Raw genomic sequence first — 21,230 nt, 5'->3', positions numbered from 1 at the left:
GTCAGAGTCTTGGAAGAGGATCGGCCGGGAGGAGCCGCGGCGCGCCGGCACACAACACGCCGGAGACGCAAATTACAAGCACTGCGCGACCACGGCGGGGCGTAATCGCGGCGAACCGGAGGCGGCGGCCCGGCCGCGCTGAGGCCGCTGCCTAGGCGGAAAGCGGTATGCCCATTTGCCGGCAAGAAAGCGCAGATTTTTCTCGCAGACCCGGTGACAACACGAATTGTTGTTCCTATAAGCGTCCGGCGATGTTTGCGACGCCCGGAAGAGGTGGCGCAAGGTCCGAGTCTCGGGAGGAAAAGCGACCGCCCCGCAGCCAATGCGAGGGATATTTCAAGGTCGAGCCAGTGAAGCTTGAAAGCAAGGCCTCGGGCCTTGCTTTTTTTATTCTTGGGTCCGGTCGGCGCGGCCGTGTCGGACCACCGGGAGGGCCCGCGCCCATCTGGTTTCCCGGGCCGTGACCCGACGCGGGGCGTCTCCCGGATCGCCGCTCAGAGCCGTCCTAAAGTCCGGTCAGCGGGAACACCGCCAGGGCGATCAGGAAGGCGGCGCCCGCGACCAGCGTCGTCCAGATCGCCTTCTCGCGCAGTCGCGGCGCTGCCGGCGCGCCGGGATCCTGGCCCGGAACCACGTGGCTGGGCCGCGTCTCCGGCTGGTTGCGCAGGGGCAGGACCGCGAAGAGCAGCGTCCACCAGACCACGAAGTAGAGGGCGATCGCCCCGCCCACCGTCAGCTTGAACAGGCTCACCGCCGCCGCCACGAAGGCGGCGATCAGGACGGTGATCGCCGCCAGGGTCACCGGCGTCGAGCGGGCCAGTGCGTTCATCATCCGGCTCACACCTGCTCCAGCTCGACCAGGGTGCCGAGGAAGTCCTTGGGGTGCAGGAACAGGACCGGCTTGCCGTGCGCGCCGATCCGCGGCTCACCGGTGCCGAGCACCCGGGCGCCCTGCGCCTTGAGCTGGTCGCGGGCGGCCAGGATGTCGTCGACCTCGTAGCAGACGTGGTGGATGCCGCCGCCCGGGTTGCGGGCCACGAAGGACTCGATCGGCGAGCCCTCGCCCAGAGGGGACATCAGCTCGATCTTGCTGTTCGGCAGCTCGACGAACACGACGGTGACGCCGTGCTCGGGCTGCGGCAGGGGCGCGGTGATCGTCGCGCCCAGCGTGTCGCGGTAGACCGCGCAGGCGGCGTCGAGATCCTGCACGGCGATGGCCACGTGGTTGAGACGGCCGATCATGATGTTTCCTCCCCGGCATTCTGGCCCCCTGTCCGGGAGCTTCGTTCGTTCGCGGGGAAGGCTCCGCCCGTACGCGCGGACGCGACCGGCCCCCTCTCCCGTGCGGCAGAGGGTTGGGGTGAGGGACGAGCCCTCTCCGGCAGAACCTGTCCCCCTCACCCTGTCCCTCTCCCGTGCGCGAGAGGGAACCCGGGCCCTGTCCGGCAGCCGATCGGATGATCGGCTGCTTCGGCTCCGTCTAGATTACAGCCAACCGCTATCGGCAGCCAGCTTCACACCTCCACCACCTGCACGTGGCAGGCCGGCTTCTTGCCCCACACCTCGTTGACCGCGGTGCGCACCGCCCGGTCGACCGTCTTCTCGACGCTCTCCGAGTCCTTGAGCTTGCCCCGCGACATCCCCGACAGGGTGCGGGAGACCGCGTCCACCACGGTCTCGATCAGCGGCTCGCCGGACCGGCCGCGGTTCGGCAGGCCGATGATGTCCACCGCCGGCTCGCCGAGCACGACGCCGTCCTCGTCGATAGCGATCGCCACCGAGACCAGGCCGGCCTGCATCAGCTTGCGCCGCTCCGGGATCGCCCGGTCCTTCTCGTCGATCAGGACGTCGCCGTCCTTGAACAGGCGGCCGGCCTTCACGTGGTCGATCACCTCGGGCTTGCCGGGGCTCAGACGGATCAGGCTGCCGTTGCGGGCCTTGACCACGTTCTGCACGCCCTGCGCCCGCGCGAAGCGGGCGTGCTCGTCGAGGTGCAGGGCCTCGCCGTGGACCGGGATCGCGGTGCCCGGGCGGGTCCACCGGTACATCTCGACCATCTCGTCCCGGCGCGGGTGGCCGGAGACGTGGACGAGGTCGGTGCGGTCGGTGATCACCTCGACGCCCTGCTCGATCAGGTCGTTGATGATCGAGCCGACATCGCGCTCGTTGCCCGGGATGGCGCGCGAGGAGAAGATCACCTGGTCACCGGCGGTGAGGCTGATATCCGGGTGGTCGCGGCGGGAGACGCGGGCGAGCGCCGCCCGCGGCTCGCCCTGTGAGCCGGTGAGCAGCGCGACGACGCGCTCCCGCGGCAGGCTCTTCCACGAATCGGAGCGGCGGAACTCGGGCAGGCCGTCGAGGTAGCCGCACTCGCGGGCCACGTCGATCACCCGGTCCATGGCGCGGCCGACCGCGATGACCTCCCGCCCGCAGGCGGCCGCCGCCTCGGCGACCGCGCGGATGCGCGCCACGTTGGACGCGAAGGTCGTCACGGCGACCCGGTGCGGCGCGTCCGCGATCAGCGTCTTCAGCGTCTCGGCGACGGTCTTCTCGCTCGGCGAGAAGCCCTCGCGCACGACGTTGGTCGAGTCGCAGACGATGGCGAGGACGCCCTCGTCCCCGAGCGCCGTGAACGCCTCCGGCGACGTCACCGAGCCGGCCACCGGGGTCGGGTCGATCTTCCAGTCGCCAGTGTGGAGGACGAGGCCCGCCGCGGTGCGGATGGCGATGGCGTTCGATTCCGGGATGGAGTGCGAGACCGGCACGTACTCGAGCTCGAACGGCCCGACGGTCACGCGCCGCCCGGGCTTCACCTCCCGCAGCTCGACCTTCGGGGCGCCGGGCTCGGACAGGCGCCGGGTCTCCAGCAGGTTCTTGGCGAAGCGGGTCGCGTAGACCGGCGCCTTGAGCCGGGGCCACAGCTCCGAGATCGCCCCGATATGGTCCTCGTGCGCGTGGGTGATGAAGATCCCCAGCAGGTCCTTGCGCCGCTCCTCGATGAAGGAGAGGTCGGGGAACATCAGGTCGACGCCCGGCATCTGCTCCTCGCCGGCGAAGCCCATGCCGCAATCGACCATGATCCACTTCCGGCCCTTCTCCGGGCCGAACCCGTAGAGTGCCGCGTTCATCCCGATCTCGCCCACGCCGCCGAGCGGCAGGAAGACCAGCTCCTCCTGTCCCTTAACCATCTGTCGTCGTCCAAACTCAGGCCGCCGTCGCGGCCGATCCGAAATGCACCTCGCCCGCCGTCACGGTATGCCGGTTCCCGTCGGGGGCGAGGATCACGAGCCGCCCCCCCTCGTCGATCGTCTCGAACACGCCCCGCAGGATGTGACCGCCGCTGTGCACCGCGATCTCCGATCCGAGACCCGCGGCCCGCGCGAGCCAGGCCGCGCGCAGGTCAGCGAAATTCCGTCCCCGGTCCCAGGCGCGCGCCCGCGCGGCCACCCGGTCCGAGAGATGTTCCAGTAGCGCCTCGGCGCCGCACGCGTAACCCGCCGCCGCCAGGCTCGCCGCCCCGAAGCCCTCCGGCGCCGCCGCGACGTTCACGCCGAAGCCGATGACCGCGGCGCGCCGCCCGCCCGGGAGCGTCTCCGCCTCCAGGAGCAGGCCGGCGAGCTTCGCCCCGCCGAGCAGCACGTCGTTCGGCCATTTGAGCTGAAAAGATCGGGCCCCGGCGCCGGATCCGGTATCCGGCAGGGTGCCGCAGGCCGCCTCCAGCGCCTCGATCAGGGCGAGGCCGGCCACGAAGCCCAACTCGGCGAGGTGGTCCGGCGCGACCCCGGCGACCGGCCAGAGCACGCTCGCCGCGAGGTTGCCGGGGAGCGAGGACCAGCTGTTGCCCCGCCGACCGCGGCCCGCCTCCTGGCGGTGCGTCACCACCCAGAGCGGGCCTGTCTCGCCGGCGCGCGCGCGCGCCACGGCCTCCGTGTTGGTGGAGCCGAGGGTGTCGTGGACGTGCAGGCGGTGGCCCTCGGCGCGCGCCGAGGGCCCGAGTCGGTAGGTCAAGGCCGTCCTAGAACAGCGACTTCGCGGCCCGGCCGGCGGCGCCGACCAGCGGCCCGGGCAGCAGGAAGAACAGCACCACCACGACGCTCGACAGGGCGAGCACGATGCGCAGGCCCGGGGCCATCGCCTCGTACGGCTCCTTCGGCTCGTCGAAGTACATGATCCGCACGACGCGCAGGTAGTAGTAGGCGCCCACCACGCTGGTCACCACGCCGATCACCGCCAGCGTCACGAGACCCGCCTTGATGGCGGCGGCGAAGACGTAGAACTTCGCGAAGAACCCGGCGAGCGGCGGGATGCCGGCCAGCGAGAACATCATCGCGGCGAGGCAGAAGGCGAGCCACGGATGGGTCCGCGACAGGCCCGACAGGTCCTCGATCTTCTCGAACATCACGTCCCGGCGCCGGAGCGACAGGATGATCGCGAAGGTGCCGAGCGTCATCGCGAGGTAGATGATCATGTAGGTGACGAGCCCGCTGATCCCCTCCTCCGAGCCGGAGGCCAGGCCGATCAGCGCGTAGCCGATATTGCCGATCGACGAGTAGGCCATCAGGCGCTTGATCGAGGTCTGCCCGATCGCCGCGAACGAGCCGAGCGCCATCGACGCGATCGAGACGAAGATGAAGATCTGCTGCCAGATCGCCGTCACGTCCGGCATCGCGCCGATGAACACCCGCACGGTCATCGCCACGGCGGCCATCTTGGGCGCCGAGGCGAAGAAGGCCGTCACCGGGGTCGGCGAGCCCTCGTAGACGTCGGGCGTCCACATGTGGAACGGCACGGCCGCCAGCTTGAAGCACACGCCGGCCGCCAGGAACACGATGCCCAGCACGATGCCGAACCCGGCATTCTCGTTGAGCGCCGAGACGATGCCGGGGAACGAGACGGTGCCGGTGAAGCCGTAGACCAGCGAGGCGCCGTAGAGCAGCATGCCGGAGGAGAGCGCGCCGAGCACGAAGTACTTGAGGCCGGCCTCGGTGGACTTCACGTCGTCGCGGTGGAAGGCGGCGATCACGTAGGCGGCGAGCGACTGCAGCTCCAGGCCCAGGTAGAGCGCGATCAGGTCGTTGGCCGAGACCATGACCATCATGCCGATGGTGCAGAGCACGATCAGGACCGGGAACTCGAACCGGTCGATGCGCTCGCGCTTGAAGAAGTCGTGCGCCAGCAGGATCGTCGCCGCGGATCCGAGCAGCACCAGCGACTTCATCACCTTGGCGAAGGAATCGGACACGAACGCGCCCGACAGGGTCGTGACCCGGCCGTGCACCGGCTGCGAGATCACCACCGACAGGGCGACGAGGAGCAGGGCGAGGGCGCCGATGCTCACGGTCTCGGCGGAGCGGTCGCCGCGCCACGCGCCGTAGAGGATCAGGCCCATGACGCCGACGCCGAGGATCAGCTCGGGCATGAGCGGCGCCAGCGAGGGCAGGACGGAGTGGACGGTTGTCATGGTGTCCGCCTCAGCGCGGGATCGGCAGCGCCGCGGCGGCCGTCTGGGTGTTCGAGAGCGCGGTCTTGATGCTCGCCATCAGCGCGTCGGTCGAGGGCGCGAACACGTCGAGCACGGGGGCCGGGTGAACGCCGTAGTAGATCGTCAGGACGACCAGCGGCGCCAGGATGATCTTCTCGCGGGTGTCGAGATCCAGGATGCCCTGGAGATTCGGCTTCTCCAGCTTCCCGTAGATCACCCGGGCGTAGAGCCACAGGGCGTAGGCCGCCGACAGGATGATGCCGAAGGTCGAGAAGAACGCCACGTTCGGGTTCGCCTTGAAGGCGCCGAGCATGGCCAGGAACTCGCCGACGAAGCCCGAGGTGCCCGGCAGGCCGACATTGGCCATCGTGAACACCATCATGGCCACGGCGTAGAGCGGCATCCGCTTCACGAGGCCGCCATAGGCCGAGATCTCGCGGGTGTGCATCCGGTCGTAGACGACGCCGACGCAGAGGAAGAGCGCCCCCGACACGATGCCGTGGGAGATCATCAGGAACAGCGCGCCCTGGATGCCCTGCTCGTTCAGGGTGAACAGCCCCAGCGTCACGAAGCCCATATGGGCCACCGACGAGTAGGCGATCAGCTTCTTGATGTCGGTCTGCATCATCGCGGTGAGTGACGTGAAGATGATCGCGATCACCGACAGCGCGAACACGAAGGGCGCGAAGTCGTGGCTCGCCACCGGCAGCATCGGCAGCGAGATCCGGATGAAGCCGTAGCCGCCCATCTTCAGGAGGATGCCCGCCAGGATCACCGAGCCGGCGGTGGGCGCCTCCACGTGGGCGTCGGGCAGCCAGGTGTGGACCGGCCACATCGGCATCTTCACCGCGAAGGAGGCGAAGAAGGCGAGCCACAGCCAGGTCTGCATCTGCACCGGGAAGCGGTACTGCAGCAGGGTCGGGATGTCGGTGGTGCCGGCCTGCCAGTACATCGCCATCACGGCGAGCAGCATCAGCACCGAGCCGAGCAGGGTGTAGAGGAAGAACTTGAAGCTGGCGTAGACCCGGCGCGCGCCGCCCCAGATGCCGATGATCAGGAACATCGGGATCAGGCCGGCCTCGAAGAACAGGTAGAACAGCACCAGATCGAGGGCGGCGAAGACGCCGATCATCGTCGTCTCGAGGACGAGGAAGGCGACGAAGTACTCCTTCACCCGGAAGTGGATCGAGTGCCACGAGGCGCCGATGCAGAACGGCATCAGGAACGTGGTCAGCAGGATCAGCGGCATCGAGAAGCCGTCGACGCCGAGCTTGAACCGGATCGTCTCGGTGAGCCACGCGTGGCTCTCCACGAGCTGGAAGCTCGACGAGGCGGTGTCGTAGCGGCTCCACGCCACCAGGGAGAGCAGGAAGGTGACGATCGTGGTGGCGAGCGCGGCCCAGCGGCTGTTGCGCGCGACCGACTCCTCGTCGCCGTTCAGCGTGAGGATGAAGGCCGCGCCGCAGAGCGGCACGATCAGCAGGCCGGAGAGGATGCCGAGGCCGAGCATGTCAGTGTGCACCCTTGGGCAGGCCGGACATCAGGTACCAGCTGATCAGGCCGGCGACGCCGATGAGCATGACGAAGGCGTAGTGGTAGACGTAGCCGGTCTGGAGACGGACCACCCCGCGGGTCACGTCCACGACGCGCGCCGCGATCCCGTTCGGCCCGAGGCCGTCGATGATCCGGCCGTCGCCCTGCTTCCAGAGGAACAGGCCGAAATCCTTGGCCGGGCGGACGAAGATCCGGTCGTAGATCTCGTCGAAGTACCACTTGTTCAGCAGGAACCGGTACAGCGACGGCTGCTGCGCGGCGAGCGCGCCCGGCAGTTCCGGCCGGCGGATGTACATCCAGTAGGCCACGACGAAGCCGAGGATTAGCATGATCAGTGGCGAGTACGAGACCAGCGCCGGGACGTCGTGGATCTCGTGCATGATGTGGTTGTTCGGGCCGTGCGCCAGTGCGTGACCCCAGAATGCCTCCATCCCCTCGCCGATGAAGCGGTTGTGGAAGATGATCCCGGCGAACAGCGCGCCGAAGGCGAGGATCGCCAGCGGGATCGTCATCACCAGCGGGCTCTCGTGGGGCGTGTGGTCGCCGTGGTGGCCGTGCCCGTGGTGGTCGTCGGCGACGAGGTCGCTCTTGTGGGCCGGCTCGATGTCGTGGCCCTTGTCGTCGTGGGCGACGCCCTCGGTGTGCCCGGGCGCGCCGTCGGCCTCGTGGGCCATGGTCGCGTGGGCCGTAGTCGCGTGGGCGACCGCGGGCGCGTGGTGCTGATCGTGGGCGGCGTGGGCGCCCCAGCGGGCCGGGCCCTCGAAGGTCATGAAGAACAGGCGCCAGGAGTAGAACGAGGTGAAGAACGCCGCCACCACGGTGCACAGGAAGGCGAGCGTGTGCCCGGGGCGGGTCGAGGCGTAGGCCGCCTCGATGATCGCGTCCTTCGAGTAGTAGCCGGCCGTGTAGGGGAAGCCGATCAGCGCGAGCGAACCGATCGCCATCATGGCGCTGGTGTAGGGGATGTAGCGGCGCAGGCCGCCCATGTTCCGCATGTCCTGCTCGTGGTGCATCGCGTGGATGACCGAGCCGGCGCCGAGGAACAGCAGCGCCTTGAAGAAGGCGTGGGTGAACAGGTGGAACACGCCGGCCGCGTAGGCGCCGACGCCGAGCGCCACGAACATGTAGCCGAGCTGCGAGCAGGTCGAGTAGGCGATCACCCGCTTGATGTCGTTCTGCACGAGGCCGATCGTGGCCGCGAACAGGGACGTGATGCCGCCGATCACCGTCACGACGATCAGCGCGTTCGGCGCCTCCTCGAAGAGCGGCGACAGGCGGGCGACCATGAACACGCCGGCGGTGACCATCGTGGCGGCATGGATCAGCGCCGAGACCGGGGTCGGGCCCTCCATGGCGTCGGGCAGCCACGTGTGCAGCAGGAACTGCGCCGACTTGCCCATGGCGCCCATGAACAGCAGCAGGCAGGCCAGTGTCAGGGCGTTCCAGTCGTAGCCGAGGAGGTGGAAGCTCAGCGTCTTGATCGCGTCGACCTTGCCGAAGACGGCGTCGAACGCCACCGAGCCGGTCAGCACGAAGACCAGGAAGATGCCGAGCGAGAAGCCGAAATCGCCGACGCGGTTGACGATGAACGCCTTCATGGCGGCGGCGTTGGCCGAGGGCTTCTCGTACCAGAAGCCGATCAGCAGGTACGAGGCGAGGCCCACGCCCTCCCAGCCGAAGAACATCTGGACGAGGTTGTCGGCCGTCACCAGCATCAGCATGGCGAAGGTGAACAGCGACAGGTAGGCGAAGAAGCGCGGCCGGTGCGGATCCTCCTCCATGTAGCCCACGGAGTAGAGGTGCACGAGGGTCGAGACGGTGGTCACGACGACCAGCATCACCCGGGTCAGGGTGTCGACCTTGAAGGCCCAGTCGACCTGGAGGTCGCCGGCCGCGAACCAGGACGCCACCTGCACGCGCTCGGCCGGCCCGCCGTCGATGAACACGCCCCAGGCGATCAGCGCCGTGAAGGCGAGGAAGGACGTGGTGATGTACTCACAGGCCCGCGCCCCGATGTACCGGCCGAACAGGCCGGCGATCAGGAAGCCGATGAGCGGGAAGAAGACGATCGCGTGATACATCGCTCTCTTGCAGTCCGTCCTCCGGGCCGGCCGCGAAGCGGCGGCGTCCGGATGTCACTCGGGGCGCGCGAAGGGGAAGGCCCTAGCCCTTCATCATGCTGACGTCTTCCACCGCGATCGAGCCGCGGTTGCGGAAGAACACCACCAGGATGGCGAGGCCGATCGCCGATTCGGCGGCCGCGACGGTCAGCACGAACAGGGCGAAGACCTGTCCGGTGATGTCGTTCAGCTGCGTCGAGAAGGCGACGAGGTTGATGTTGACCGAGAGCAGGATCAGCTCGACCGACATCAGGATGACGATGATGTTCTTGCGGTTGATGAAGATGCCGAGCACGCCGAGCGTGAACAGGATCGCCGCGACGGTGAGGTAGTGGCTCAGGCCGATCATCGTTCGATTCCTCCGGCTCTCATCAGCGCGCGCATCAGACCTCGACACCTTGGCGCGAGGGGACCTTGCGGGTCTCGACCGCCATGGCCTGGGTGCGGGCGTTCTGGACCGCGATGTTCTGGCGCTTGACGCCCGGCCGGTCGCGCAGCGTCAGCACGATGGCGCCGATCATGGCGACCAGCAGGATCAGGCCGGCGAGCTGGAAGAAGTAGGCGTAGTCCGTGTAGATCACGCGGCCCAGCGCCTGGGCATTGGTGAGGTTCTCGGCCGAGGCGACGTTGCCGAGCGGGGCCTGGACGAGGCCCGGGTCGATGCTCCACGAGCCGACGACCAGCAGGATCTCGACCAAGAAGATCGCGCCGATCAGGGCGCCGATCGGGAGATACTGCTGGAAGCCCTGGCGCAGCTCGGCGAAATCGACGTCGAGCATCATCACCACGAACAGGAACAGCACCGCGACCGCGCCGACGTAGACGACCACGAGGATCATCGCGAGGAACTCGGCGCCCATCAGGACGAACAGTCCGGCGGCGTTCACGAAGGCGAGGATCAGGAACAGCACCGAGGCGACGGGATTGCGCGAGGCGATCACCATGAAGCCCGACGCGACCGTGATGCTCGCGAACAGATAGAAGAAGGCGGCTGCTGCGGTCATGCGCTGATCGGGATCGGCCGCCGGAGCGGCCCCTTCTGCCGTGCGTGGAGACGGTCCGCGGCGGGCGGCCCGTCTATAGAACCCGGTCGACGGGGGCACAACAGCGCCCCCGGCATGGCTCTAGAGCATCCCACCGGAACCGGGAACCGGTGCGACGCTCTAGGGCCTTGTTTTCGCGTCATCTTCTGCCGGGCACCGGCGACCGGTGCCCGGGACGACGGCTCAGCGATACGGCGCGTCCATCGCGATGTTGCGGGCGATCTCGCGCTCCCAGCGGTCACCGTTCAGCAGGAGCTTCTGCTTGTCGTAGAGGAGCTCCTCGCGGGTCTCCACCGAGAACTCGAAGTTCGGCCCTTCCACGATGGCGTCCACCGGGCAGGCCTCCTGGCACATGCCGCAGTAGATGCACTTCACCATGTCGATGTCGTAGCGCGTCGTGCGGCGGGTGCCGTCGTTGCGCCGGGGGCCCGCCTCGATGGTGATCGCCTGCGCCGGGCAGATCGCCTCGCAGAGCTTGCACGCGATGCAGCGCTCCTCGCCGTTCGGGTAGCGGCGCAGCGCGTGCTCGCCCCGGAAGCGCGGACCGCGATGGCCCATCTCGAAGGGGTAGTTGATCGTGGCCTTCGGCTTGAAGAAGTAGCGCATGCCGAGGATCATCCCGGACACGAACTCCTTCAGGAGGAGGCTCTTGGCGACCTGATCGAGCTTCATGCCCGGATCTCCGATGCGAAGGGGGGCTCAGGCGCCCGGCGCGAGGCCGGTCAGCTTGAGCACGAAGGCGACGACGACGACCGAGATCAGGGAGATCGGCAGGAAGACCTTCCAGCCGAGACGCATGAGCTGGTCGTAGCGGTAGCGGGGCACGATGGACTTCACCATCGCGAACAGGAAGAACAGGAAGCTGGCCTTCAGGGTGAACCAGATCACGCCCGGCACCCAGGTGAAGGGCGCGAACGGGATCGGGGACAGCCAGCCGCCCAGGAACAGGATGGTCCCGAGGGCGCACATGCTCATGATGGCGACGTACTCGCCGAGCATGAACAGCAGGTACGGCGTCGAGGAGTACTCGACCATGTAGCCGGCCACGAGCTCCGACTCCGCCTCCGGCAGGTCGAAGGGCGGGCGGTTGGTCTCGGCGAGCGCCGAGACGAAGAACACCACGAACATCGGGAACAGCCACAGCCAGTACCAGCCGAACAGGCCGAGGCTGGTGTCCTGCGCCATCACGATGCGCGAGAGGTTGAGCGAGCCGGCGCAGAGCAGCACGCAGATGATCACGAAGCCGAGCGAGACCTCGTAGGAGATCATCTGGGCCGCGGAGCGGAGGGCGCCGAGGAAGGCGTATTTCGAGTTCGACGCCCATCCGCCCATGATGACGCCGTACACGCCGAGCGACGAGATCGCGAAGATGTAGGTGATGCCGACATTGATGTCGGCGATCGCCCAGCCGTCCGCGAGCGGGATCACCGCCCAGCTCGACAGGGCGAGCATCGCGAAGACCAGCGGCGCCAGCAGGTAGATCGCCTTGTTGGCGCCCGCCGGGATCACCGGCTCCTTGATCACGAACTTGATCAGGTCGGCAAAGGACTGGAACAGGCCGAACGGCCCGACCACGTTCGGGCCGCGGCGGAGCTGCACCGCCGCCCAGATCTTGCGGTCGGCGAGCAGCGCGTAGGCGATGAAGACGAGGAGTGCCGAGAGCAGCACGAAGCTCTTCAGCACGATCAGGAGCACGGTCCCGAGGATTTCGAGCGGCGTCATCGGTCTTGAGCTCCTACTCGGCCGCCGCGAGGGGCTGCGCCTCGGCGGCGCGCTCCCGGGCGAGGCGCGAGCACTCCGCGAGGATCCGCGAGGCGCGGGCGATCGGGTTGGTGAGGTAGAAGTCGGTCACGGGCGACGCGAAGGCCGGACCGGTCGCGGTGCCGCCGAGGCCGGCGAGCCGGTCGACCGCCTCGGTCACGTTGCCCGGCTCGACGGCGCCGACCGCCGCCAGATGCGGGTGGGCGGCGTAGAGCGCGCGGCGCAGCGCGGTCAGCGAGTCGAACGGCAGGCGCTTGCCCAGCACGTCCGAGAGCGCGCGCAGGATCGCCCAGTCCTCGCGGGCGTCGCCCGGCGGGAAGGCGGCGCGGTTGCCCATCTGGACCCGGCCCTCGGTGTTCACCCAGGTCGCCGACTTCTCGCTGTAGGCGGCCCCCGGCAGGATCACGTCGGCGCGGGCGGCGCCGCGGTCGCCGTGGCTGCCCTGGTAGACCACGAAGGCGCCCGGGGCGACGTCGCGCTCGTCGGCGCCGAGGTTGAACAGGACGTCGAGCGCGCCCGGCTCCAGCATCTGCGTGAAGGTCAGGCCGCCCTCCCCCGGCACGAAGCCGAGATCGAGCGCGCCGACCCGGGCCGCGGCCGTGTGCAGCACGCCGAAGCCGTTCCCCTCGGCCGAGACCGCGCCGATCTCCTTCGCGAGGGAGGCGGCAGCGGCCAGGATGCCCGGCGCCGCATTGGCGCCGACGATGACGAGCGGCGCCTTCGCCTCCTTGAGGATCTCGAGGAAGCTGTGCTCGCCGCGGGCGAGCGCCGCGAGTGAGTCGGGGCCGGCGCCGATGTAGTGGCTCGGGTAGGTCAGGTCGACCGGCTCGCCGATCACGCCCACCGCCAGCGGGGCCATGCGCCAGCGCTTGCGGATACGGACGTTCAGCAGCGAGGCCTCGGTGCGCGGGTTGGCGCCGACGATCAGGATCGCGTCCGCCGCCTCGATGCCCGGGATGGTCGGGTTGAAGATGTAGGAGGCGCGGCCGAGCGCCGGGTCGAGGCCGGCATCGGTCTGGCGGCAGTCGAGGTTCGGCGAGCCGAGGCTCCTGACCAGCTCGCGGAGTGCGAAGATCTCCTCGACGCCCGCGAGGTCGCCGACGACCGCGCCGACGCGCTTCGGATCCGTGCCCTTCACCTTCGCGGCGATGGCCTGGAACGCCTCACCCCAGGAGGCGGGCCGCAGCCGGCCGTTCTCGCGCAGGTACGGCCGGTCGAGGCGCTGCATCCGCAGCCCGTCGATGTGGTAGCGGGTCTTGTCGGAGATCCACTCCTCGTTGATCTCCTCGCTGATCCGCGGCTCGATCTGCATGACCTCGCGGCCGCGTGTGTCGATGCGGATCGACGAGCCGACCGCGTCCATCACGTCGACCGACTCGGTCTTGTTCAGCTCCCACGGCCGGACGTTGTAGCTCTGCGGCCGGTGCACGAGGGCGCCCACCGGGCAGAGGTCGGCGACGTTGCCCTGCAGCTCCGAGGCCATCGACTGCTCGAGGTAGCTCGTGATCTCCATGTCCTCGCCGCGGCCGATGGCGCCGAGGTCGGGCACGCCCGCCACCTCGGCGAGGAAGCGCACGCAGCGGGTGCAGTGGATGCAGCGGTTCATCGCGGTCCGCACCAGCGGGCCGATATGCTTCTCCTCGACCGCCCGCTTGTTCTCCGTGTAGCGGGTCGAATCGACCCCGTAGGCCATGGCCTGGTCCTGCAGGTCGCAGTGGCCGCCCTGGTCGCAGATCGGGCAGTCGAGCGGGTGGTTGATGAGGAGGAACTCCATCACCCCCTCGCGGGCCTTCTTGGTGCCCTGCGAGCGCGTCAGCACCTCAGGCGGCTCGCCGTTCGGGCCGGGGCGGCAATCCTTCACCGCGTAGGCGCAGGAGGCCACCGGCTTCGGCGCGCCCTTCAGCTCGACGAGGCACATGCGGCAATTGCCGGCGATCGACAGGCGCTCGTGGAAGCAGAAGCGCGGGATCTCGGCCCCCGCGGCCTCGCAGGCCTGGAGCAGCGTGTAATCGGCGGGGACGTCGACCTCGGTGCCGTCGACGAGGATTTTTGTCATCGGATCGTCTCGTAAACTGGCCCAAACGCGCGAGGCCGGATCCCACCCACGCCCTCATCCTGAGGTGCGAGGCGCAGCCGAGCCTCGAAGGAGATGTCCAGCCCGCCTCGCGATCTCTGGAGGACTCCTTCGAGGCCCGCTGACGCAGGCACCTCAGGATGAGGCTGTGGGTTGGACACCGGCATAGCGCCCTTACTCGGCGGCCATCGGCACAGGCTCGCTGTGCGGGTTGGCGGTGTAGCGGTCGATGCGCTTCTCGATCTCGGGGCGGAAGTGCCGGATCAGGCCCTGGATCGGCCAGGCCGCCGCGTCGCCCAGCGCGCAGATCGTGTGCCCCTCGATCTGCTTGGTGACCTCGAACAGCATGTCGATCTCGCGCTTCTGCGCGCGGCCCTCGGTCATGCGCTGCATGACGCGCCACATCCAGCCGGTGCCCTCGCGGCAGGGCGTGCACTGGCCGCAGGATTCGTGCTTGTAGAAGTACGAGATCCGGGTGATCGCCGCGACGATGTCGGTGGACTTGTCGAGCACGATCACCGCCGCGGTGCCGAGGCCGGAGCCCAGGTTGCGCAGGGTGTCGAAGTCCATCTTGGCGTCGACGATCTGCTCGGCCGGCACCAGCGGCACCGACGAGCCGCCCGGGATCGAGCACAGCAGGTTGTCCCAGCCGCCGCGCATGCCGCCGCAATGGCGGTCGATGAGCTCGCGGAAGGTGATGCCGAGCTCCTCCTCGACGTTGCACGGCTTGTTGACGTGCCCGGAGACGCAGAAGAGCTTGGTGCCGGTGTTGTTCTTGCCGCCGAGGCCGGCGAACCACGCGCCGCCCCGGCGCAGGATCGTGCCGGCGACCGCGATCGACTCGACGTTGTTCACGGTCGTGGGGCAGCCGTAGAGGCCCATATTGGCCGGGAACGGCGGCTTCAGCCGCGGCATGCCCTTCTTGCCCTCGAGGCTCTCGATGAGCGCCGTCTCCTCGCCGCAGATATAGGCGCCGGCGCCGTGGTGGACGTAGATGTCGAACGGGTAGTCGTGGACGTTCGACTGGCCGACGAGGCGGGCCGCGTAGGCCTCGTCCACGGCCTTCTGGAGGGCGTGCTTCTCGGCGACGTACTCACCGCGGATGTAGATGTAGCAGGCATGCGCGTTCATCGCGAAGCAGGCCAGCATGCAGCCCTCGATCAGGAGATGCGGGTCGTGCCGCATGATCTCCCGGTCCTTGCAGGTGCCCGGCTCCGACTCGTCGGCGTTGACCACGAGGTAGTGCGGGCGCCCGTCTGACTTCTTGGGCATGAACGACCATTTGAGGCCGGTGGGGAAGCCCGCGCCGCCGCGGCCGCGCAGGCCCGAGGCCTTCATCTCCTCGATGATCCAGTCGCGGCCCTGCTCCAGCAGGAACTTGGTCCCGTCCCACGCGCCGCGCTTCTTGGCGGCCTCCAGGCCCGGCGAGTGCAGGCCGTAGAGGTTGGTGAAGATGCGATCCTGATCCGACAGCATGTCAGGTCCTCACTGAGCCGGCGCCGACAGGGCCTTGGCCTGCCCCACCCAGTTCTCCCGGTCGATGCGACCCGGGAACGCGAGGTAGGTGCCGACCCAGGCGATCTCGTCGCGGGACCAGGCGGCGATCTGGTCGAAATGGTAGATGCCGAGCCCGTTCAGGCGCTGGCTGTTACCCGGGCCGATGCCCTTGATGCGCGTCAGCTCGTCCGGCTTGCCGGCGCGGGCGGCCTCCAGCCCCGGCGGCCGCTTGCCCACGGCGTCGGCCTTCTGCTCGGGGCTCGCGTCCTTCGGCAGGGCCGCGAGCGCGCCGGCGATGCGCGCCTCCTCGGTCTCGGCCGCCACCTCGCCCTCGCTGGCGCCGGAGGCCTCCGGCTGCTGCGGGACGGCGTCGCGGTTCGGCACCGCCTGGTGGCCCTGCTCGCCGGCGGCGGGCTCGCCCTCGGCGACGCGCTTGGCCGGCGTGTCGAGCACGTCCGCGTCGCCCGGCCGGGCGGCGCCGTGCTTGGCGGTGGAGCGGCCGCGCTCGGCCGCGTCGGCGCGATCCTCGGGCTTCACCGGGCTCTCGCCGTTGGCGGCGCGCTGGGCCGGAGCGTCGCTCACGGGACGCTCGACCGGGCGGCCGGCGTCGGGCCGGGCCGGCTTCGGGTTCTCGGCGGCCTGCTGCGTGCTGGACGCGGCTTCACCGGTCTGGGCGGCCGGTTCCTCCGCCTTGCCGGCCTCCTCGAAGCGCTTGCGCCACGCGCCGACCCGCGAGCCGTCGAACAGCGTCGGGTCGGTGAGGGTGTTCACGGCGTCCCGGGGCTCGGACGAGACGCGCCCGGTCTGCGAGCCGACCTTCACGGGCCGGCCGGCGGCGAGGTCGTCCATCAGCTGGCCGAGGGACTCGGGCGTCAGGTCCTCGTAGTAATCCTGGTTGATCTGCACCATCGGCGCGTTGCAGCAGGCGCCGAGGCACTCGACCTCGAGCCACGAGAAATTGCCGTCGGCCGAGACGTGTCCGGCCGGGCCCAGACGGGCCTGGAGCATCTCCTTGAGGCCCCGCGCGCCGCAGGAATCGCACGGGACCGTGCCGCAGACCTGGATCCAGAAGCGGCCCACGGGCTCGAGGGCGAACATCGTGTAGAAGGTCGCGACCTCCAGCACGCGGATGTTCGGCATGCCGAGCTCGGCCGCCACCGCCTCGATGGCCGCCCGCGGCAGCCAGCCGCCGTTCTGCTCCTGCGCCCGCCACAGGAGCGAGATCACCGCCGAGGCCTGGCGGCCTTCGGGGTACTTGGCGATCTGGGTCTTGGCCCACTCGGCATTCTCAGGGGAGAACGCGAAGCTCTCGGGCTGCTCCGAGGCCGGGGCGAGTCTGCGGTTTGCCATCGCTTCTGTCTTACCGATCCACTTCGCCGAACACGATGTCGAGCGTGCCGAGCACGCAGGACACGTCGGCTAAGAGGTGCCCGCGGCACATCCAGTCCATCGCCTGCAGGTGCGCGAAGCCCGGCGCGCGGATCTTGCAGCGATACGGCTTGTTGGTCCCGTCGGACACCAGGTACACGCCGAACTCGCCCTTCGGCGCCTCGACCGCGGCGTAGACCTCGCCCTCGGGCACGTGGAAGCCCTCGGTGTAGAGCTTGAAGTGGTGGATGAGCGCCTCCATCGAGCGCTTCATCTCCCGGCGCGGCGGCGGCGCGAACTTGCCGTCGACGGAGGCGATCGGACCCTGGCCGGCGGGCTCGCGCAGCTTGGCGACGCACTGCTTCATGATGCGCACGGATTCGCGCATCTCCTCCATGCGGATCACCTGGCGATCGTAGGTGTCGCCGTTCTTCCCGACGGGGATGTCGAACTCCATCTCCTCGTAGCACTCGTAGGGCTGCGCCTTGCGCAGGTCCCACGGGATGCCCGAGCCGCGCACCATCACGCCCGAGAAGCCCCACTCCATCGCCTCGTCGACCGACACGATGCCGATATCGACGTTGCGCTGCTTGAAGATGCGGTTGGCCATGACGAGGTCGTCGAGGTCCTGGACGACCTGCAGGAACGGGTCGCAGAACGCGTCGATGTCGTCGATGAGCTTCGGCGGCAGATCCTGGTGGACGCCGCCGGGCCGGAAGTAGTTGGCGTGGAGCCGGGCGCCGGAGGCCCGCTCGTAGAAGATCATCAGCTTCTCGCGCTCCTCGAAGCCCCAGAGCGGGGGCGTGAGGGCGCCGACGTCCATCGCCTGCGTGGTGACGTTGAGCAGGTGCGACAGCAGGCGGCCGATCTCGCAGAACAGCACGCGGATCAGCTGCGCGCGGCGCGGCACCTCGATCCCGGCGAGCTTCTCGATCGCCAGGCAGAAGGCGTGCTCCTGGTTCATCGGCGACACGTAGTCGAGCCGGTCGAAATAGGGCGTCGCCTGCAGGTAGGTCTTGTACTCGATCAGCTTCTCGGTGCCGCGGTGGAGCAGCCCGATATGCGGGTCGACCCGCTCGACCACCTCGCCGTCGAGTTCCAGCACGAGGCGCAGCACGCCGTGCGCCGCCGGGTGCTGCGGGCCGAAGTTGATCGCGAAGTTGCGGATGTTGTGTTCGGTCACGGACGCTCTCCGCGGCTCAAGGCGACGTCTTCTCGTCGCCGGGGAGCACGTAGTCGGTGCCTTCCCACGGGGACAAGAAGTCGAAGTTCCGGAATTCCTGCGTCAGCTGCACCGGCTCGTAGACGACCCGCGCCTGGTCCTGGTCGTAGCGGACCTCGACGAAGCCGGTGAGCGGGAAGTCCTTGCGCAGGGGGTGCCCCTCGAAGCCGTAATCGGTGAGCAGGCGGCGCAGGTCGGGATGGCCCGAGAACAGGATCCCGTAGAGGTCGTAGGTCTCGCGCTCGTACCAGTTGGCCGCCGGGAAGACCTCGATCACGGAGGGGACCGGCGTCACCTCGTCGGTCTGCACCTTCACCCGGATGCGCAGGTTATGGCGCAGGGAGAGCAGGTGGTAGACCACGTCGAAGCGCTTCTCGCGCTGCGGGTAGTCCACGCCGCATATGTCGATGAAGTTGCGGAACGCGCAGGCCGGATCGTCGCGCAGGTAGGTCAGCGCGTAGACGATGTCGGAGGCCTGGACCACCAGCGTCAACTCGCCGAACGCGACGGTGTGGGACACCACCGCCGGGCCGAGGGCGCCGAGGACGCGCTCGGCCAGGGCCGAGACGGCGTCGTCGCCGTAGGCCGGCTGGGTGTGGGGCAGGATCGAGATGCCGTTCGTCATGGCCGCTCCTCAGCGCTCGATCGTGCCGGTCCGGCGGATCTTCTTCTGCAGCAGCAGCACGCCGTAGAGCAGCGCCTCGGCGGTGGGCGGGCAGCCGGGCACGTAGATGTCCACCGGCACCACCCGGTCGCAGCCGCGCACCACCGAGTAGGAGTAGTGGTAGTAGCCGCCGCCGTTGGCGCAGGAGCCCATGGAGATGACGTAGCGGGGCTCCGGCATCTGGTCGTAGACCTTGCGCAGAGCCGGGGCCATCTTGTTGGTGAGCGTGCCGGCGACGATCATCACGTCGGACTGGCGCGGCGAGCCGCGGGGGGCGAAGCCGAATCGCTCGCAATCGTAGCGCGGCATCGACATCTGCATCATCTCGACCGCGCAGCAGGCGAGACCGAAGGTCATCCACATCAGCGAGCCCGTGCGGGCCCAGTTGATCAGCTCGTCCGTGGTGGTGAGCAGGAAGCCCCGGTCGGCCAGCTCGTCGCTGATCGACAGGAAGGTCGGGTCGTCCGCGCCGATCGGGCGGCCTGTGTTGGGATCGATGATCCCCTTCGGCTGGGGCGCGATCGCGGGGGCGCGGTTGGTGTCGGTGATCAGGGCCATCGGCGACTCAAGAATTCGGTGCGGGCGGCGAGCGGCGGGAGATCAATCCCATTCGAGGGCGCCCTTGCGCCACTCGTAGACGAAACCGACGGTCAGCACGCCCAGGAAGACGATCATCGACCAGAAGCCGAACCAGCCCAGATCCCCGAAGGTGATCGCCCAGGGGAAGAGGAACGCGACCTCGAGGTCGAAGATGATGAACAGGATGGCGACGAGGTAGAAGCGCACGTCGAACTTCATGCGGGCGTCGTCGAACGCGTTGAAGCCGCACTCGTAGGCCGAGAGCTTCTCGGGATCGGGGCTCTTGAAGGCCACCAGGAAGGGGACGACCAGCAGCGCCGTGGCGATGAACAGCGCCACGCCGATGAACACGATGAGCGGCAGGTAATCCGCCAACAATCCGGTCATGCCAGGGCCTCGCGAGACGAGTGAAACCGCGGTGCGACGCCGACCCGGATCCGCCCGTGGAATTGTTCTTATGCCAGGATGCGCGCGGCCGGAGGCTTAGTCGAGCCGCCGGCCCGTGACAATGGCTTGTCGCGTCGCACAAAGCGCGCTGTCAGCCGTCCTGTCGGTCGTCCTGTCGGTCATGTCCGAGATGGGCTTGCGCGGCGCCGGCGCAACACGACGGAAGCGCGCAGGCCCGAGTCGGGGGGGCTGGTATGCCTGCGGCGGCGGTCGCGGATCGAGGCGGATGCGAATCCGTGCGGGACGCGCTTGACAGGGCACCGGGCGCCCCATAAACCCCGCCCCGTCGCCGGGCGAAACGCCCCTTCGAAGCGACCACGCCGTGCGGGCGTAGCTCAGTTGGTTAGAGTGCCGGCCTGTCACGCCGGAGGTCGCGGGTTCGAGCCCCGTCGCCCGCGCCACGTCCCCCTCGATATCACCATCAGAATTCGTCTCGCGGTGCACCGTGCCGACGCGCAGTCGCGCGCGCCCGAGCGGGACGGGTGATGGCTCGACCGTGCGGTCAGGCCACCTTCGACGATTCGGGGGAAGGACCTGGTGGAGCGACCGCGCCCGGCCGCGTCCCGCGCAGGCTGAGGGCGATTCCCGTCAGGATCAGGCCTCCCCCGGTCAGGATGTCGGCGCTCAGCGGTTCGCCCAGGACGAGATGCGTGCTCAGGATGCCGGCCACCGGCACCAGCAGGGCGAAGGGCGTCACGGCAGCCGCCGGGTAGCGGGTCAGGAGCCCGTTCCAGAGGCCGAAGGCGAGGAGCGTCGTCGGGTAGGCCTGGAACGCGACCGATCCGATCGCCCCCCAGCTCGGATGCGCCAGCGCCGTGAGCGCCCCGGGCCCCTCGACGATCAGCGACAGGATGAGCAGGGGCGGCGTGGTGGCGAGGCTGCTCCAGACCATCAGCGCCAGGCGGTCGACCCGGCCGATCCGCTTCGCGACGACGTTCGCGCTGGCCCAGGACAGGGCCGCGCCGACGACGAGGATCAGCGGGCCGAGCGGGGCGCCCCCGCCCCGCCCGAGCGCCACCGCGGCGACGCCGAGGAGCGCGATGCTGCCGCCCAGGATCTGCCGTCGGCGCGGGCGCTCCCCCTGCAGCGCCCAGGCGAGCGCCACGGTGAACGGGACCTGGACTTGGATCAGGAGCGACGACAGCCCGGCCGGCATGCCGAGGCGGATCGCCGTCATGAGCAGCCCGAACTGGCCGACCCCGAGGGCGAGGCCGAACCCCGCCACCAGGGCGACGGGGGCCCGGGGCGGCCGGATCACCAGCGCCGCCGGCAGCGCCGCGAAGCCGAAGCGCAGGGCGCACAGCATCAGCGGCGGCACCGTCTCCAGGCCGACCTTGATGGCCACGAAGGCCAGCCCGAGGATCGTGACCACCAGGATTGCGGCGAGCCCGTCGCGCAGCGTCATGCGCGCACCCTACG

General features: G+C 69.1%; 19 protein-coding genes and 1 tRNA gene. 1 reads left to right on the top strand and 19 read right to left on the bottom strand.

Going from position 1 to position 21,230, the window contains the following annotated elements:
- Window positions 1-505: 505 nt before the first annotated feature.
- From H288_RS0108965 to H288_RS0108880, 18 genes are all read right to left on the bottom strand, one after another.
- Window positions 506-832 carry a DUF1467 family protein gene (locus H288_RS0108965; RefSeq protein ID WP_020092247.1) on the bottom strand — a complete coding sequence of 109 codons (327 nt, stop codon included), beginning with the start codon at window positions 830-832 and terminating at the stop codon, window positions 506-508.
- Between the two features lie 5 nt (window positions 833-837).
- Window positions 838-1,242: a methylmalonyl-CoA epimerase gene (gene mce / locus H288_RS0108960; protein ID WP_020092246.1), complete on the bottom strand. Its 405-nt coding sequence runs from the start codon at window positions 1,240-1,242 to the stop codon at window positions 838-840.
- A 272-nt stretch (window positions 1,243-1,514) separates the two neighbouring features.
- Window positions 1,515-3,188, bottom strand: a complete 1,674-nt coding sequence (locus H288_RS0108955; RefSeq protein WP_012319023.1) for a ribonuclease J — start codon at window positions 3,186-3,188, stop codon at window positions 1,515-1,517.
- Window positions 3,189-3,204: 16 nt separating this feature from the next.
- Window positions 3,205-4,008, bottom strand: a complete 804-nt coding sequence (locus H288_RS0108950) for a biotin--[acetyl-CoA-carboxylase] ligase (protein WP_020092245.1) — start codon at window positions 4,006-4,008, stop codon at window positions 3,205-3,207.
- 7 nt (window positions 4,009-4,015) lie between these two features.
- Window positions 4,016-5,461, bottom strand: a complete 1,446-nt coding sequence (gene nuoN / locus H288_RS0108945) for an NADH-quinone oxidoreductase subunit NuoN (protein WP_020092244.1) — start codon at window positions 5,459-5,461, stop codon at window positions 4,016-4,018.
- A gap of 10 nt (window positions 5,462-5,471) precedes the next feature.
- Complete coding sequence (locus H288_RS0108940; RefSeq protein ID WP_020092243.1) at window positions 5,472-6,992, bottom strand: NADH-quinone oxidoreductase subunit M; 1,521 nt, start codon at window positions 6,990-6,992, stop codon at window positions 5,472-5,474.
- Window position 6,993: 1 nt separating this feature from the next.
- Window positions 6,994-9,117 carry an NADH-quinone oxidoreductase subunit L gene (nuoL, locus tag H288_RS0108935; protein ID WP_020092242.1) on the bottom strand — a complete coding sequence of 708 codons (2,124 nt, stop codon included), beginning with the start codon at window positions 9,115-9,117 and terminating at the stop codon, window positions 6,994-6,996.
- Window positions 9,118-9,199: 82 nt separating this feature from the next.
- Window positions 9,200-9,505, bottom strand: coding sequence for an NADH-quinone oxidoreductase subunit NuoK (gene nuoK / locus H288_RS0108930; RefSeq protein ID WP_010686008.1), 306 nt, complete (start codon window positions 9,503-9,505; stop codon window positions 9,200-9,202).
- A gap of 34 nt (window positions 9,506-9,539) precedes the next feature.
- Window positions 9,540-10,160, bottom strand: coding sequence for an NADH-quinone oxidoreductase subunit J (locus H288_RS0108925; protein ID WP_020092241.1), 621 nt, complete (start codon window positions 10,158-10,160; stop codon window positions 9,540-9,542).
- A 222-nt stretch (window positions 10,161-10,382) separates the two neighbouring features.
- A complete protein-coding gene (nuoI, locus tag H288_RS0108920) occupies window positions 10,383-10,871 on the bottom strand; it encodes an NADH-quinone oxidoreductase subunit NuoI (RefSeq protein WP_007560744.1) in 489 nt (162 codons plus the stop codon).
- A 27-nt stretch (window positions 10,872-10,898) separates the two neighbouring features.
- Complete coding sequence (nuoH, locus tag H288_RS0108915) at window positions 10,899-11,921, bottom strand: NADH-quinone oxidoreductase subunit NuoH (RefSeq protein ID WP_020092240.1); 1,023 nt, start codon at window positions 11,919-11,921, stop codon at window positions 10,899-10,901.
- A gap of 13 nt (window positions 11,922-11,934) precedes the next feature.
- On the bottom strand, window positions 11,935-14,016 hold the full coding sequence (gene nuoG, locus H288_RS0108910) for an NADH-quinone oxidoreductase subunit NuoG (RefSeq protein ID WP_020092239.1): 2,082 nt from the start codon (window positions 14,014-14,016) through the stop codon (window positions 11,935-11,937).
- A 192-nt stretch (window positions 14,017-14,208) separates the two neighbouring features.
- A complete protein-coding gene (gene nuoF / locus H288_RS0108905; protein ID WP_012319032.1) occupies window positions 14,209-15,510 on the bottom strand; it encodes an NADH-quinone oxidoreductase subunit NuoF in 1,302 nt (433 codons plus the stop codon).
- 9 nt (window positions 15,511-15,519) lie between these two features.
- Window positions 15,520-16,881, bottom strand: a complete 1,362-nt coding sequence (nuoE, locus tag H288_RS0108900) for an NADH-quinone oxidoreductase subunit NuoE (protein WP_020092238.1) — start codon at window positions 16,879-16,881, stop codon at window positions 15,520-15,522.
- Window positions 16,882-16,891: 10 nt separating this feature from the next.
- Window positions 16,892-18,082: an NADH-quinone oxidoreductase subunit D gene (locus H288_RS0108895; RefSeq protein WP_020092237.1), complete on the bottom strand. Its 1,191-nt coding sequence runs from the start codon at window positions 18,080-18,082 to the stop codon at window positions 16,892-16,894.
- 16 nt (window positions 18,083-18,098) lie between these two features.
- Window positions 18,099-18,746, bottom strand: a complete 648-nt coding sequence (locus tag H288_RS0108890; RefSeq protein ID WP_020092236.1) for an NADH-quinone oxidoreductase subunit C — start codon at window positions 18,744-18,746, stop codon at window positions 18,099-18,101.
- A gap of 9 nt (window positions 18,747-18,755) precedes the next feature.
- Entirely contained in the window at window positions 18,756-19,343 is a 588-nt protein-coding gene (locus H288_RS0108885) for an NADH-quinone oxidoreductase subunit B (protein WP_010686017.1), read from the bottom strand.
- A 42-nt stretch (window positions 19,344-19,385) separates the two neighbouring features.
- Window positions 19,386-19,751: an NADH-quinone oxidoreductase subunit A gene (locus tag H288_RS0108880; protein ID WP_007560754.1), complete on the bottom strand. Its 366-nt coding sequence runs from the start codon at window positions 19,749-19,751 to the stop codon at window positions 19,386-19,388.
- Window positions 19,752-20,135: 384 nt separating this feature from the next.
- Here H288_RS0108880 and H288_RS0108875 point away from each other — a divergent pair.
- Window positions 20,136-20,212: transfer RNA gene (locus tag H288_RS0108875), tRNA-Asp, on the top strand.
- A gap of 101 nt (window positions 20,213-20,313) precedes the next feature.
- On the opposite strand, the gene H288_RS0108870 is transcribed toward H288_RS0108875, so the two are convergent.
- The gene (locus H288_RS0108870; RefSeq protein WP_020092234.1) at window positions 20,314-21,216 is read right to left on the bottom strand and encodes an EamA family transporter; all 903 of its coding nucleotides are present in this window, start codon (window positions 21,214-21,216) and stop codon (window positions 20,314-20,316) included.
- Window positions 21,217-21,230 lie beyond the last annotated feature (14 nt).

This window comes from Methylobacterium sp. 285MFTsu5.1 (genome assembly GCF_000383455.1).
Lineage (GTDB): Bacteria > Pseudomonadota > Alphaproteobacteria > Rhizobiales > Beijerinckiaceae > Methylobacterium.
This window is presented reverse-complemented; position numbering and strand designations above follow the sequence as displayed.